Source organism: Glycomyces albidus, assembly GCF_009451885.1.
In the GTDB taxonomy this organism is placed as follows: Bacteria; Actinomycetota; Actinomycetes; order Mycobacteriales; family Micromonosporaceae; genus Glycomyces; species Glycomyces albidus.
The window spans coordinates 66,080-80,414 of sequence record NZ_WIAO01000008.1 but is presented as its reverse complement, the minus strand read 5'-3'; the positions used below and the strand labels follow the sequence as shown (position 1 = coordinate 80,414).

General features: G+C 70.8%; 11 protein-coding genes. 7 read left to right on the top strand and 4 right to left on the bottom strand.

The features are described 5' to 3' along the window. The first annotated feature begins 168 nt into the window (after positions 1 to 168). Complete coding sequence (locus tag GFD30_RS27855; RefSeq protein ID WP_153024857.1) at positions 169 to 1,137, top strand: C40 family peptidase; 969 nt, start codon at positions 169 to 171, stop codon at positions 1,135 to 1,137. A 134-nt stretch (positions 1,138 to 1,271) separates the two neighbouring features. On the opposite strand, the gene GFD30_RS09010 is transcribed toward GFD30_RS27855, so the two are convergent. Together GFD30_RS09010 and GFD30_RS09005 are read right to left on the bottom strand one after the other, a co-directional pair. After that, complete coding sequence (locus GFD30_RS09010; protein ID WP_322633090.1) at positions 1,272 to 3,305, bottom strand: SpoIIE family protein phosphatase; 2,034 nt, start codon at positions 3,303 to 3,305, stop codon at positions 1,272 to 1,274. A 226-nt stretch (positions 3,306 to 3,531) separates the two neighbouring features. Beyond that, the gene (locus GFD30_RS09005) at positions 3,532 to 4,524 is read right to left on the bottom strand and encodes an LPXTG cell wall anchor domain-containing protein (protein WP_153024856.1); all 993 of its coding nucleotides are present in this window, start codon (positions 4,522 to 4,524) and stop codon (positions 3,532 to 3,534) included. A gap of 250 nt (positions 4,525 to 4,774) precedes the next feature. On the opposite strand from GFD30_RS09005, the gene GFD30_RS09000 reads away from it, so the two are divergent. The 6 genes from GFD30_RS09000 to GFD30_RS08975 all read left to right on the top strand — a co-directional run bounded on the left by GFD30_RS09000 (position 4,775) and on the right by GFD30_RS08975 (position 13,380). Then, a complete protein-coding gene (locus GFD30_RS09000) occupies positions 4,775 to 9,208 on the top strand; it encodes a HAMP domain-containing protein (RefSeq protein WP_153024855.1) in 4,434 nt (1,477 codons plus the stop codon). Continuing rightward, positions 9,205 to 9,759, top strand: coding sequence for a response regulator (locus GFD30_RS08995; protein WP_153024854.1), 555 nt, complete (start codon positions 9,205 to 9,207; stop codon positions 9,757 to 9,759). Before GFD30_RS09000 ends, GFD30_RS08995 begins: the two co-directional genes overlap by 4 nt. A 323-nt stretch (positions 9,760 to 10,082) precedes the next feature. After that, positions 10,083 to 10,457 carry an STAS domain-containing protein gene (locus GFD30_RS08990; protein ID WP_322633089.1) on the top strand — a complete coding sequence of 125 codons (375 nt, stop codon included), beginning with the start codon at positions 10,083 to 10,085 and terminating at the stop codon, positions 10,455 to 10,457. Next, positions 10,454 to 11,827 carry a PrsW family intramembrane metalloprotease gene (locus tag GFD30_RS08985; protein ID WP_153024853.1) on the top strand — a complete coding sequence of 458 codons (1,374 nt, stop codon included), beginning with the start codon at positions 10,454 to 10,456 and terminating at the stop codon, positions 11,825 to 11,827. The genes GFD30_RS08990 and GFD30_RS08985 overlap by 4 nt, the downstream gene beginning before the upstream one ends. 486 nt (positions 11,828 to 12,313) lie before the next feature. Beyond that, positions 12,314 to 12,820: a tRNA adenosine deaminase-associated protein gene (locus tag GFD30_RS08980; protein WP_322633088.1), complete on the top strand. Its 507-nt coding sequence runs from the start codon at positions 12,314 to 12,316 to the stop codon at positions 12,818 to 12,820. 5 nt (positions 12,821 to 12,825) lie between these two features. Then, positions 12,826 to 13,380, top strand: coding sequence for a nucleoside deaminase (locus GFD30_RS08975; protein WP_153024852.1), 555 nt, complete (start codon positions 12,826 to 12,828; stop codon positions 13,378 to 13,380). Positions 13,381 to 13,674: 294 nt separating this feature from the next. Here the strand turns inward: GFD30_RS08975 and GFD30_RS08970 are convergent, their stop codons facing one another. Beyond that, entirely contained in the window at positions 13,675 to 14,079 is a 405-nt protein-coding gene (locus GFD30_RS08970; protein WP_322633087.1) for a PIN domain-containing protein, read from the bottom strand. Continuing rightward, a complete protein-coding gene (locus GFD30_RS08965; RefSeq protein ID WP_153024851.1) occupies positions 14,064 to 14,324 on the bottom strand; it encodes a type II toxin-antitoxin system Phd/YefM family antitoxin in 261 nt (86 codons plus the stop codon). Before GFD30_RS08965 ends, GFD30_RS08970 begins: the two co-directional genes overlap by 16 nt. Between the last annotated feature and the right edge of the window lie 11 nt (positions 14,325 to 14,335).

Genomic DNA, 14,335 nt, shown 5'->3' with positions numbered 1-14,335 from the left:
CTCGCTACGCTGCGAATTTGTCACGACGGGGGTCTACCGAACCGAAAACGGCCGCGCTAGGCTCATGTTCGGTCTCGCGGCGCCGTCCAGTCGCGCCGGTGAGGCCCGCCCTCGGAGAAGCCCCGGTACGCATCCCGACCTCCCGAATCCCGAAGGAGCACCCTCCTCGTGAAGCAGTCGTCTGTCCGACGCAAGTGGACCTCCGCCGCCATCATCGGCGGCCTCCTGGTCTCGACCGCCGCTTCCGCCCCCGCCTGGGGCCAGCGCGACACCGGCGACATCAGCGACGAACTCGAGCAGACCGACGAGGACCTCGCCGCGGTCGTCGAGGAGTACAACCAGCTCGCGCAGGAGATCGAGGACAACCAGCACCTCATCGAGGAGACCCAGGTCTACCTCGAGGATGCCGAGGCGAACCTGAACACGCTCCGCGACCAGCTCTCCGCGTACATCCAGTCCGCCTATGTGGACCAGGGGATCGGCGACGCGGCGATGCTGCTGGACGCCGGCTCCCCCGACGCGTTCGTGGAGCGCCTCGACCGGCTCAACTCCGCGAACCTCTACAACTTCGAGCTCATGGAGGAGCTCCGGGCCGCCTCCGAGGAGTACGCGACCCAGAGCCAGCTCCTGCTCGACCTCCAGGCGGACCTCGAGGCCGACCAGGACGCCCTCGAGGTGAAGACCGAGGAGCTGACCGAGCGGGTCGACGAGCTCAACGAGGAGTGGCAGACCGTCGCGGGTGAAGAGGTCCCCAGCTTCAACGAGTACGACCTGCCGGCGATGACCGACGACGAGTACACCGTCGTCAAGTTCGCGCTCAACCAGCTCGGCGAGGACTACGTGTGGGGCTCGGCCGGGCCGAACACGTGGGACTGCTCGGGCCTGATCATGGGCGCGTACGCGGAGCTCGGGATCGACCTGCCGCACAACGCCGCCGCCCAGTACGGCCGGACCGCGAGCATCAGCGAGGACGAGCTGAAACCGGGCGACCTGGTGTTCTACAACGGGCTCGCGCACGTGGGCATGTACATCGGCAACGGGTACATCGTGCACGCCCCGAACTCGAGCACCGTCGTCAAGGTGGTCCCGCTCCACCACGGCAACTCGTACTACGGCGCCACCACCATCCTGCACTAGGGCACTGACACGTCGAAGGCCCCGCGAGCGGTTTCGCGGGGCCTTTCGCTTGCGCCTCTGTGTATTCCGAGGGGCATGGCTTTCCGAGGGGCGCGGCATTCCGAGGCTCCTGCCGTGCTCCGAGGAGCGGGCCGTCAGAGGGGGTCGCAGCGGACGACGAGGATCGCGATGTCGTCCCGGGGCGACTCGGGGGAGAACGCCTCGACGGCCTCCAGGAGCGCCGTGGCGATGCTGCGGGCGTTCTTGCCGGCGGCGCCGCGGACGGCCCGCTCGATGCGCTCGTGGCCGAACATGGCGTCGCCGTCGCGGCGCTCGGTGACGCCGTCGGTGAAGAACACGAGGGCGTCGCCGATGCCGAGGCGGACCTCCTCGGGGTTGACCTTGACATCCGGGAACAGTCCGACGGCGGTGCCTTCGCGGCCGACCCATTCGATGCCGCCGTCGGCGCGCAGCAGCAGCGGGCGCTCATGGCCCGACAGGCAGAGCGTGGCGTTCACCGAGCCGTCGGCGTCGCGGTCGCGGTCGAGCAGCGCGGACGCGATCGTGGCGTACCGGAGGTCGCCGGGCTGCTCCAGGAGCGTGGCGTTGAGCAGTTCGAGGGCGCGCGGGAGCGGGCGGCCGTCGCGGGCCATGACCCGCAGGACGTCCCGGACGACGCCGGTGACGGCCGCGGCCTGGGCGCCCTTGCCGCACACGTCGCCGATCGCGACCCACAGCCGGTGGTCGGGCAGCTCGGTCGCGTCGTAGAAGTCGCCGCCGACCTCGGTGCCGGCCACGGGGCCCGGCCCGGAGCCGGGCAGGCGCCGCGCGGTCGCGGGCAGGTACTCGGCGGCGAACGAGACGCCCGAGACGTCCGGGAGCGACCCGGGCATGAGCGCGGCCTGGAGCTCGTGGGCGACGGCCTGGCGCTCGGCGTGGATGCGGGCGTTGTCGAGCGCGAGCGCCGACCGCTTCGCGAGGTCGGCGACGACCGCGCGCTCCTCGGAGGAGTGCTGCCGGTCGACGTGGCGGCCGACGGTGAGGACGCCGATCGTGGCGCCGCGCGCCGAGAGCGGGACGGCGATGCAGTCGAGGCCGCGCGGCACCGGCAGTTCCATGCCCGTCCAGCCGTCGGTGGTGAGCGCGGCCGCGAGCGGCGGCGACGCCGCGATCAGGCGGGTGCGCAGCAGCTCGAGTTCGCTCTCCTCGACGTGGGTGAGCGCGGCCAGACGCAGGCCCGCACCGTCGCCGGTGAGGTGGACGGCGGCCCAGCGGCCGAGCTGCGGGATGATGAGCTGCGGGATGAGCGCGACCGTGAGGTGCTCTTCGAGGGAGTGCGCGAGCAGCTCCCCGGCCTCGGCGAGGTAGGTGAGCCAGCCGGAGCGGCGCTGCTCGTCGGTGCGCATCCGGTCGATCTGGACGGCGAGGGCGACGCGTTCGGCGACGAGCTCGGCGAGGGGCCGCCAGGACGGCACCGGCTCCCCGGCGAGGAGGAGCCGTCCGTTCGCGGGCGCGGTGAGCGGCAGCGGGACCGCGACGGAGGCGGTGCCGATGTCGCCGAACTTGGCGATGATCTGGGTGCCGGTGCCGTCGCCCGCGTCGTACTCGATGGCGCCGCCGTCGGCGGCGGTCGCGTCGTGGCAGCGGGCGAGGAGTTCGGTGACGATCTGGTCGACCGGCAGCCGCGACTGGAGCGCGGGCGCGACGGTGAGGAGCGCGGCGAGCTGCGCGAGGTCCGGTTCGGGCTCGCGGTGGCCGGAGTCGGGGACCGGCCGCGGCGCCGGGGGCTTGTCGGGGTCCCGGTCGATGCGGAACCAGATCGACTTGCCGGTCGCGTCGTGGGTGGTCCCCCACGAGGACGCGAAGCGGTCCACCAGGAGCAGGCCGCGGCCGCCTTCGGCGGTGACCTCCGGCATGGCCGTGTCGAGCGGGTCGATTCCGCCGGAGCGGTAGTCGGTGACGGTGACGCGCACGCCGATCGGGTCGGCGGCCACGGTCAGGTTGATGTCGGTGCCGGCGTGGACGACGCCGTTGGTCGCGAGTTCGGTGGTGAGCAGCAGCGTCTCGTCGAGCAGCTCGGTGAGCCCGGCCTCGGCGAGCACCGCGCGGACGGCGGCGCGCGCGGCGGCGGGGGAGCGGTCGTCGGCCGGCAGCCGCAGCCGCCGGGCCGCCCTCTCGGGGTACGTCACGGGGCCAGTCTATGCCCGTCGCGTCCGGGGCCGCTGCACCCGTTCGGCACCGTTCACCAGCCTTTGGGCCGGGCAGCGCAACGGCCGCCCCGGTCGACATCCGACCAGGGCGGCCGCTGTTCAGTGCGTCGCCGCGAAACCTTGCGGCGCAGAGTGAACCGGCGTCGGCGCGCGCGTTCGAGGTGACTGGGAACTCACTTCTGCGCAAGCGCTCGACGCGATCGGGCTACTCCCAGTGCTGCGCGGCCTTGCGGCGGCGGAGCATGAAGAACACCACGGCGCCGGCGAGCAGCGCGGCGGCCGCCGAGGAGACCATGATGATCGAGGAGTTGCCGGTCACCGGGAGGCCCGGCTCGTCGGCGGTGGGGACGTCCGGCAGGACCAGGTCGGCCTCGAAGTAGAACAGGCCGAAGTCGAAGAACCAGTCGCCCTCGGAGCCCTCGGTCTCGACCAGCTCGAACTGGTTGTCCGACTCGAGGTCGTAGAAGCCCTCGGCGAGCGCCTCTTCGAGGCCCGCCGCGTCGACGTCCACCGCGTAGTAGGCGGCGGCGTCATCCTCGTCGACCTCGCCGACGATGTCGTAGTACAGCGGGGTCGCCTCGGACGGGGTGTAGGTCTTGCCGGCCTCGGCCTCGAAGTCGGTCACGATGCAGGTCGCGCCCCACTCCCAGATCGTGCAGTTGTCGTACATCGGGGCGGCGTACGCGTGGTGGGTGAGGTTCCACGAGCCGTCCTCGAGCAGGTCGCTGAAGCTCATGCTGTCGGTGAAGACGAGCACGGTGGCGGCGGTCAGCTCGGGGTTCGCGGCCGCCTCCTCCACGTAGAACTCGGGCTGCGCGAGGACGGACTCACCCTCGTTCGCGCCCTGGAGGAGCTGGTCGAGGTACTGGTAGGAGTAGACGTGCTCCCAGCCCTCGTCCTCGTCGTCCTCGTTCTCGGCGGGCAGCTCCCCTTCGGGGACCTCCTGCTCGGGGACCTCGTCGTCGGCCGCGGGGTCCTTCTCGTCCTCGACCTCGGTGTCGTCGCCGGCGTTCTCGTCCTCGGTCTCGGTCTCCTCCTCCGTCGCCTCGGTCTCGGTCGACTCCGTCTCCGCCGGGGTGGTGGCCTCGTCGCTCGGGGTCTCCTCCTGCGCGAAGGCGGGGGCTCCGGCCGCGAGCGCGATCGCCGCGGCGGCTCCGGCCGCGGCGAGGCGCAGGCCGGTCTTGTTGAGGGTGGACATAAGTCTCCTATACAGGTTTCCATCTTGGGGGTGCGGCGCCGTGCGCTTCCGCGGGGGTTGACGCGGGTCAGCAAAGGGCTGCACCCGTATAAACGCGCCTCAGTGGACAACGGTTGCGAGTAGTCGTCACTTTTCTTTCCGTGACTTCAGGTGACCGGGTACCTCCCCCTGCGTAACCTGCCTTCACGTTTGCCCCCAGGATGTGACAACCTGGAAGGACCGCCTGTCTCCGCAGCTGAGGAATCACGCCATGACGGACACCGTTTCCCGTACAGCGAACCCGACCGATGAGTCCGACCTGCTCCGAAGCCTGGCCGATGCGCTGGGCGCCGTCGAGCGGGGCGACTTCTCGGTGCGGCTGCCACGCGGGGAGGGCCTGGCCGGGGAGGTGGTCGACCGGTTCAACGCCGTCGTCGAGCAGGCGGACCGGCAGACCCGCGACCTCGCGCTCATCGCCCGCGTGGTCGGCGAGGAGGGCTCCTGGAACCACCGGCTCATCGTCGAGCACCTCGACGGCGGCTGGTCCGAGGGCGCGGCCAGCGTCAACCGGCTCGTGGAGGACCTGATGCGGCCCACGGCCGAGCTCGGGCGCGTCCTCGAGGCGGTCGCCGCCGGCGACCTGTCCCAGGAGGCCGACCTCGAGATCGACGGCAAGCAGCTCCGCGGCGAGTTCCGCCGCCTCGGCGAGACCGTCAACCGGATGGTCGGGCTGCTGCGCTCCTTCGCGGGCGAGGTGACGCGCGTCGCGCGGGAGGTCGGCACCGAGGGCCGCCTCGGCGGGCAGGCCGACGTCCAGGGCGTCTCGGGCACCTGGCGGTCGCTGACCGACGCGGTGAACACCATGGCCTCGAACCTGACCGAGCAGGTCCGCTCCATCTCGACCGTGACCCAGGCCATCGCCTCGGGCGACCTGAACCAGAAGATCACCGTCAAGGCCTCGGGCGAGGTCGCCGAGCTCGCCGACACGATCAACTCGCTCACCGAGACCCTCCAGGTCTTCGCGGGCGAGGTGACGCGCGTCGCGCGCGAGGTCGGCACCGAGGGCCGCCTCGGCGGCCAGGCGGACGTGCCCGGCGTCTCGGGCACGTGGAAGGACCTCACCGAGTCGGTGAACGACATGGCCTCGAGCCTCACCGACCAGGTCCGCGACATCGCGAAGGTCACCAGCGCGGTCGCGCGCGGCGACCTGAACCAGAAGATCGCCGTCTCCGCCCAGGGCGAGATCCTGGAGCTGAAGACCACCGTCAACACCATGGTCGACCAGCTCTCGAACTTCGCCGACGAGGTCACGCGCGTCGCCCGCGAGGTCGGCACCGACGGCCGCCTCGGCGGCCAGGCGCAGGTGTTCGGCGTCTCCGGCACCTGGCGCGACCTCACCCAGAACGTGAACCAGCTCGCCGCGAACCTCACCGAGCAGGTCCGCAACATCGCGAAGGTCACCAGCGCGGTCGCCGCCGGGGACCTGGGGCAGAAGATGACCGTCGACGCCAAGGGCGAGGTCGCCGAGGTCAAGACCACCGTGAACACGATGGTCGACCAGCTGTCGCGGTTCGCCGACGAGGTGACCCGCGTGGCGCGCGAAGTCGGCTCGCAGGGCCGGCTGGGCGGCCAGGCGGACGTTCCGGGCGTGTCCGGCACCTGGAAGGACCTCACCGAGAACGTCAACCTGATGGCCGCCAACCTGACCGCGCAGGTGCGGAACATCTCCTCGGTCGCCAGCGCCGTCGCCTCCGGCGACCTGAACCGGCAGATCACCGTCGACGCGCAGGGCGAGATGCTCGAGCTGAAGTCGACGATGAACTCGATGGTGGCGCAGCTCTCGCAGTTCGCCGACGAGGTCACGCGCGTCGCCCGCGAGGTGGGCACCGACGGCAAGCTCGGCGGGCAGGCGAACGTGCAGGGCGTCTCCGGCATCTGGGAGGCCCTCACCGACAACGTGAACTCGATGGCCTCGAATCTGACCAGCCAGGTGCGGAACATCTCGTCCGTGGCGAGCGCGATCGCCCGGGGCGACCTGAGCCGCCAGATCACCGTCGACGCGCAAGGGGAGATGCTCGAGCTGAAGACGACCATGAACGCGATGGTCGACCGGCTCTCCTCGTTCGCCGACGAGGTCACCCGCGTCGCCCGCGAGGTCGGCACCGAGGGGCGCCTCGGCGGCCAGGCCACCGTGCCGGGCGTGTCCGGGACCTGGAAGGACCTCACCGACAACGTCAACTCGATGGCGACGAACCTGACGCTCCAGGTCCGCAACATCGCCGAGGTCACCACCGCGGTCGCGCGCGGCGACCTCACCGGGCAGATCACCGTCGACGCCCAGGGCGAGTTCCTCGAGATGAAGAACACCGTGAACACGATGGTCAACCAGCTCTCGAGCTTCGCCACGGAGGTCACGCGCGTGGCGCGCGAGGTCGGCGTCGAGGGCAACCTCGGCGGCCAGGCCGAGGTCGCCGGCGTCTCCGGCACCTGGCTCGCCCTGACCCGCAACGTGAACTCGCTCGCGGCGACGCTGACGCTGCAGCTCCGCGCGATCGCGAACGTCGCGCACGCCGTGGCCCGCGGCGACCTGACCCAGTCGGTCGACTTCGAGGCCGCAGGCGAGATCGCCGACCTGACCGAGTCGATCAACCAGATGATCACCGCCCTGCGCGACAAGACCCGCCAGAACACCGACGCGGACTGGCTGAACTCGAACCTCGCCCGGATCTCCTCGCTCCTCCAGGGCCGCCGCGGCGTCGAAGAGGTCACCCGGATGGTCCTCGACGAGGTCACGCCGCTCATCGACGCGCAGACCTCGACGTTCTACGTCCGCCACGAGGACGTCGCCGGGCACGTCACGTACCGGCTCAACGCCGTCTACGGGCACCCGAACCCGGGAGAGAAGAAGCTCATCGAGGACAACGAGGGCATGGTCGGCCAGGCGGCCGCGTCGAAGCGGACCATCCACCTGCACGACATCCCCGAGGGCTACCTCGAGATCTCCTCCGGGCTCGGCCAGGCCACCCCGACGGACCTGATCATCCTGCCGGTCCAGTTCGGCGACAAGGTGCGCGGCGTCATCGAGTTCGCGTCGTTCAACACGTACTCGGGGCTGCACAAGCGGTTCCTGGACGCGCTCGCCCCGAACGTCGGGGTCACGCTCGCGACCATCGAGGGCAACGCCCGCACCGAGGTGCTGCTGCGCGAGTCCCAGCGGATGGCGCAGGAGCTGCGGGCCCAGTCGAACCGGCTGCAGGAGACCAATGTCGAGCTCGAGGAGAAGGCGCAGCTCCTGTCGGCGCAGAACAAGGCGATCGAGCTGAAGAACGAAGAGGTCGAGACCGCCCGCAAGGACATCGAGGAGAAGGCCGAGCAGCTCGCGCAGGCGTCGAAGTACAAGTCGGAGTTCCTCGCGAACGTCTCGCACGAGCTGCGCACGCCCCTGAACTCGCTGCTCCTGCTCGCGCGGCTGCTGTCGGAGAACTCCGACGGGAACCTCACCGAGCGGCAGATCGAGTTCGCGCGGACCATCTACAACGCCGGCACCGACCTGCTCACGCTCATCGACGACATCCTCGACCTGTCGAAGATCGAGGCGGGGCGGATGGTCGTCTCCGTGCACCCGGTCGACCTCGCGGAGGTCCTCGGGGACATCGAGGCGGCGTTCCGGCCCCAGGCCGAGGACAAGGGCCTGGAATTCAACGTGGACGTCGGCCCCGGGGTGCCGCAGCTCATGCAGACCGACGGGCAGAAGTTCCAGCAGGTCCTGCGGAATCTCCTGTCGAACGCGGTCAAGTTCACGCGGGTCGGATCGGTGACCCTCGCGGTGCGCCGCGTCCCCGCGGACCTGCGGTTCGACGCCCCGCACCTGAACGCCGCGGCCGAGCGGATCGCCTTGAGCGTCATCGACACCGGCATCGGCGTCGCAGAGTCGAAGAAGTCGATCATCTTCGAGCCGTTCCAGCAGGCCGACGGCACGACCCGCCGCAACTTCGGCGGCACCGGCCTGGGCCTGTCGATCTCGAAGTCCCTGTCGAACGCGCTCGGCGGCGACGTGTTCATCGAGCACACCGGCGACCACGGCTCCAAGTTCACGTTCGTGGTGCCGGTCGAGATCGACGCCGACGGCGACCTTCCGCTGGTGCCGGCCGAGCTGCCGATGCACATCGAGGAGCCGGGGATCCTCACCGGCGCGCCCGAGACGCCGTCCTCGTCGGCGGCCGCGCAGCACCTCGAGGGGACGACGGTGCTCATCATCGACGACGACATCCGCAACGTCTTCGCGCTCACCGCGGCCCTGGAGCTCCACGGCATCGACGTCCACTACGCCGAGAACGGCGCCGACGGCATCGACGCCCTCCAACACCACCCGGGGATCGACATCGTCCTGATGGACTCGATGATGCCGGGCATGGACGGCAACGAGACGACGCGGGTCATCCGGCGGATGCCCCAGTTCGCGGACCTGCCGATCGTGTTCCTCACCGCGCAGGCGCTCGCCGAGCAGCGGGAGCAGTCCGTGGAGGCCGGCGCGAGCGCGTACCTGACCAAGCCCGTCGACCTCGACCTGCTGCTGGACACCATGTCGCACTGGATCGGCGCCGACGGGACCGAGCGCGGCGGCGCACAAGGCGCGGCACCCGCGGGCCCGGGCGGCGAGTCCGGACGGGACAATGGCGAACCGACTTCTGGAGGCAACGCATGAGCACCGCCCGCGTCCTGCTCGTGGACGACCGATCCGAGAACCTCCTCGCCCTCGAGGCGATCCTGCAGGGACTGCCCGTCAACACGATCGCGGTCACCTCCGGAGAGGAGGCGCTCAAGCGGCTGCTCTCCGAGGACTACGCGGCGATCCTGCTCGACGCCCAGATGCCGGGCATGGACGGGTTCGAGACCGCGCGGCACATCAAGCAGCGCGAGAAGACCCGGCACACGCCGATCATCTTCCTCACCGCGGCCGACCGGGACGCGCACCTGGCGATGCGCGGGTACTCGGTCGGCGCCGTGGACTACATCACGAAGCCGTTCGACCCGTGGATGCTCCGCACCAAGGTCAAGGTCTTCATCGACCTGTGGGCGCAGGGCCAGGCCCTCCGCCAGACCTCCGAGCGCACCAAGGACCTCCGCGAACGCGAGGGGCTGCTCACCAAGCGCATCGACCAGGCCCGCGAGGCCCTCGCCGCCTGGCACGAAGGCCGCGGCGACGACCCCGAGATCGAACGCATCCTCGCCCTCCTGGAACCCGGAGCGGCGTAAGGGGCGCAAAGGGGCGGGAGCGGCGCGGCCGGGCGGCCGAGCCGAGAGCACACCGACTGGCGGGGGCGCGAGCGCCCCCGATACTCAATCCTCCCGCGGGGGTCCGACACCCTCGGTCACTGGCGGTGTTCGAACCGTTGCGCCGATCGGCACCGCAGGGCACGCCGACTGGCGGGGGCGTGAGGCCCCCCGATATTCAAGCCTCCCTCGCGGGTCCGACAGTCCGCTCACTGCCCGTGTTCGAATCGGAACTGCGACAACGATTCGCGTTCGTGATCGCCTCGGGCCTCCTGCCGCGGCGGAAAACCGGCTAGGGTTGTCGCGTGGTGCACCAGAAGCTCGACATCTCGGTATACCGCGAGTCGAATGAGACGATCGTGGCGTTGACCGGCGAAATCGACCTGCACACCGCCCCGCGGCTCACCAGCGCCGTCGACGCCGCACTCGCGGAGGACCCCGTCCGGGTCGTCCTCGACATGCGCGGCGTGACGTTCTGCGACTCGCGCGGGCTCGGCACCCTCGTCATCCTCGCCCGCGCCGCCGCCCGCTCGCGGGCCGTCCTCGTCCTCGCGAACCTCGGCGACTTCCTCAAGCGCCTGCTGACCGTCTCCGGCATCGGCGACCACTTCGTCATCCGCGAAGACCCCGACGAGCCCGGACGGGAAGCCGACGACCCCGACCAGGAGACCGCCCGATGATCCCCGCCCTCTCCGAAGCGGCAGTGACCCTCCTGACCGTCCTCGGCATCGCCGCCGCCCTCGCCCTCACCGGCATCACCCTCGCCTGGATCGGCCTGGCCCGCAAGGCCCGGGGCCTCACCCTGGCCGGCGTCCTCCTGCTCTTCGCGGGGGGCCTCACCGTCCTCGGCTGGGCCATCGTCGACGGCACCGGCGCCCGCGCCGCCACCGTCGGCCTCATCGCCGCGCTCCTGCCCGCCCCGATCCTCGTCGGCACGTTCCTGTGGCTCGGCCGCTACCGGCGCCGCCCCTGGCTCGTCCTCGCGTTCTGCTTCGGCTGGGGCGCGTGCGTGTCCACCGCGATCTCCCTCGGCGTCAACACCGGCGTCGCCTACATCCTGTTCCGCAACGACCTCGACCAGAACCTCGCCGCCGTCGTCTCCGCGCCCGTGATCGAGGAGATCACCAAGCTCCTCGGCCCGCTCATGGTCTACTGGTTCGCCCGCCGCCACCTCACCGGCACCCTCGACGCGATCGTCTACTGCGGACTCGCCGGGGCCGGCTTCGCCGTCTCCGAGAACGTCCTGTACGCCTCCGGCGCCTACCTGTACGGCGCCTCCCTCGACGACGCCGCCGGCATCGCCCAGGTCACCATCCTCGTCGTCGTCCGCGGCCTCGCCACCATGTTCGCCCACCCGCTCATGACCGGCCTCTCCGCGATCGGCCTCGGCAAGGCCGCCCGCCGTCCCGGACGCAAAGGCGTCCAGACGGTCTGGATCATCGGCATGCTCCTGTGCGGCATGGGCCTCCACGCCCTCTGGAACGGCTCCTCCGTCCTCGGCGTGGCCCTCGACATGCCCGCGCTCTGGTTCGCCCTCTACCCGGCGTTCCTCGCGCCCCTGTTCTTCACCATGGTCGGCGCCGCCCTGTGGCTGCGCGCCGCCGACGCGCGCCGCACCCAGGCCGCCCTCGCCCCGCTCGTCGCGGCCGCCCAGATGTCGCCGCCCGAGCTCGCGTCCCTCGCCACGTTCTCCCGCCGCGCCTCCGCCCGCGCCTGGGCCCTCCGCTGGGCCGGGAAGCCCGGCGAGGCCGCCATGAAGGAGTTCCAGCGAGCCGCCTCCGACGTCGCCGAGCAGTACGACCTCGCGAGCATCGGCGCGCCCTGGAGCCAGCAGGCCGTCCACGAAGGCGTGCACCGCATGAACGCCGCCCGGACCGCCTACGCCGGCCGCGACCCGCGCACCCCGCCCGCGCTGTGGGACGGGAGCCGCTACCACGTCGCGTTCCCCGACGGCCGGATGCGCCCCATCGAACCGCCCGCGCAGCCGGTCATGCCGCTGCCGCTCGCCCCGCCGCCCCCGCCCCCTGCGTACCCTGTGACCTATGCATGAGGGACCCATAGGACCCACCTCCTGGACCGGCCCCGCCGCACCATCGCACGACGTGCCGCCGCCGCGCGCCGGGCGCCCGCACTGGAGGGAGCCCCACCCCGTCCGGGTCGGCCCCGTGGCCGCCGGCGCCGCGCTGTGCGGCATCTGGGTGCTGTTGTGGCTCTTGGCCTACGGCAACGGCACGGGCGAGGAGCCCCTGACGGGGGCGGGCTTCGCCTGGGTGACTTTGGCCGCGAGTACGATCGGGGCTGTCGCCGCAGCTGCACTGGCGCGCTACGGTGACCGCGGAGCCGCGGTCGGCGTAGCGGCGGTCGCAGGGACGGCCGCTGGGGTCGCGGGGCTCTCATGCGAGCTGTATCTTTTGCTGACCGGCGATTGGATCCTGTGGTTACATCGACCACGGGCCGCCACATCCTTCAGTAGGTCGTTCGAACAGCAGCCGCGCCGGGCCGCTGGTTCCATTGAGTGAGAAGACGGGGACGGATCGTGTCGTATTTCGCTGTGGCTGTGGGCCGCGAGGGCGACGAATGGGAGGCCGCAGAGGTCGACCTCGACGCTGTTGCCGACGTCGAGGACGCGGCCGAGGTCATGCGTGAGGCATTCCCTGACGCGGACCTGACGCTGCTCTTCGTCGACGCCGACGACGAGTACCTGACGGTGATGCGCCTCGACAACGGCGACGACCTGCGCACCTTCGGCTCTGACGCCGAATACGCGTCGCAGTCGCGCCTGGGCGAGGCCCTGCTGGGCGACCTCGAGCCCGAGGACACCGAGGAGATCGACTCCGAAGACGAGGAGTCCATCGCCGCCCGCCCGACCGAGCTCGACGCCGAGCCCGTCGGCGAGGCCGACCTCCTGGGCGACCTGGGCGTGCCCGGCTCGACCCTGCTGGCCCTGTGCGCCAAAGAGGGCATGATGCCCTCCGACGTGGTCGCCGAGGTCGCGAAGTCGCTCGGTTTCGCCGAAGCCCTGGAAGACGCCGCCGGCGCCTAGCCCCCATGCAGTCCCGCCGCGAGGTCCACGAGCACTGGATGCGGCGCGCCCTCGACGTCGCGCGCGGTACCGGCCTCCCGGCGGGCCAGGCGGTGCACCGGCGGCCCGGCAGCCCGGCACGCCAGGCCGACCGACCCCTGACCGGCCCCGACCCCCGGCCCGACCTCCCCGTCGGGGCCGTCGTCATCGGCCCGGACGGGCGCGAGCTCGCGGCCGCCGCCAACGCCCGCGAAGCGCTCGGCGACCCGACCGCGCACGCCGAGATCCTCGCCCTCCGCGCCGCCGCGGCCCTCCACGGCGACGGCTGGCGGCTCGAGGACTGCACCCTCGTCGTCACCCTGGAGCCGTGCACGATGTGCGCGGGCGCCGCAGTCCTCGCCCGGGTGGGTGAAATCGTGTTCGGCGCGTGGGAGCCGAAGACCGGCGCCGTCGGCTCCCTCTGGGACGTCGTCCGCGACCCCCGCCTCAACCACAACCCCGACGTCTACGCCGGCGTCCTCGAAGTCGAATCAGCAGCCCTTTTGAGGGAGCACTTCGGGCGAAGCCCGAACAAGAAGTAGAGCGGGCGGAGCCCGAACAGGTAGTTCAGCGGGCGAAGCCCGAACAAGAAGTAGAGCGGGCGGAGCCCGAACAGGTAGTTCAACGGGCGGAGCCCGAACGGTAAGTAGAGCGGACGCAGTCCGAACGGGTAGCACAGCGGGCGAAGCCCGAACGGTAAGTAGAGCGGACGCAGTCCGAACGGGTAGCACAGCGGGCGAAGCCCGAACGAGAATTGCAGCCGGGAGGTAAGCCGAAGGGCGGCATGGGAATCCCAAACCGCCCTGCACGGACGCCTCTGCGGCTTCTCCGGTTCTCTAGGGCTTCAACTCGATGCAGTCGACTCCGGGGAGGTCGCCGAACCGGGCCGCTATGTCGGTTGTGACGAGTTTGGCGCCGATCATCACCGCAGTCGCGGCGATCATGAGGTCGTGTGCTCCGCGCGGGCTGCCAGTCCGCCTGGCCTGGACGGAGAGGTCCGCATGGACTCGGGCCGTGTCCGCGGTGAAGTCCACCACCGGGAACGTCTCGAGTACGAAGTCGACCATCCGCTGGCGTTCGGCGCGGCGGGCCTCGTTGGCGAGTATGGCGCCGACCATCAGTTCGGACAGCGTGATGGAGGCGATCAGCGCGTCGTCGTCATATCCGATTGAGTCGAGGCGGAGCTCACCCCGGTCGACGCCGATCAGGACTCCGGTGTCGAGGATCAATTTTCTTCCCACGGGTCCCTGATTTCGTGATCGAGGCCGTCGACGGCGTCGCGGATGTCGGACAGGTAGTGCTCGTCGACGCGTTCACCGCGGTTCGCGAGTTTCTCCAGGGCCTCGCGTGCCGACACGTGGGGTTCGGGACCGATCCGGGCGATGCGGTGGTTGCCGCGGGTGATCGTGATGGTCTCGCCGTGCTCGACCGCGTCGAGCACGGCGGCGAAATTCCGCGACACCTCGGTCGCCGTCATAAGTTTCATGCTATCAGAGT

What these genes read in the sequence shown, in the direction of transcription:
- GFD30_RS09005 (WP_153024856.1), bottom strand. Translation starts at nt 4,524, where the DNA reads ATGTCCACCCTCAACAAGACCGGCCTGCGCCTCGCCGCGGCCGGAGCC.
- GFD30_RS09000 (WP_153024855.1), top strand. Translation starts at nt 4,775, where the DNA reads ATGACGGACACCGTTTCCCGTACAGCGAACCCGACCGATGAGTCCGAC.
- GFD30_RS08995 (WP_153024854.1), top strand. Translation starts at nt 9,205, where the DNA reads ATGAGCACCGCCCGCGTCCTGCTCGTGGACGACCGATCCGAGAACCTC.
- GFD30_RS08985 (WP_153024853.1), top strand. Translation starts at nt 10,454, where the DNA reads ATGATCCCCGCCCTCTCCGAAGCGGCAGTGACCCTCCTGACCGTCCTC.
- GFD30_RS08975 (WP_153024852.1), top strand. Translation starts at nt 12,826, where the DNA reads ATGCAGTCCCGCCGCGAGGTCCACGAGCACTGGATGCGGCGCGCCCTC.
- GFD30_RS08965 (WP_153024851.1), bottom strand. Translation starts at nt 14,324, where the DNA reads ATGAAACTTATGACGGCGACCGAGGTGTCGCGGAATTTCGCCGCCGTG.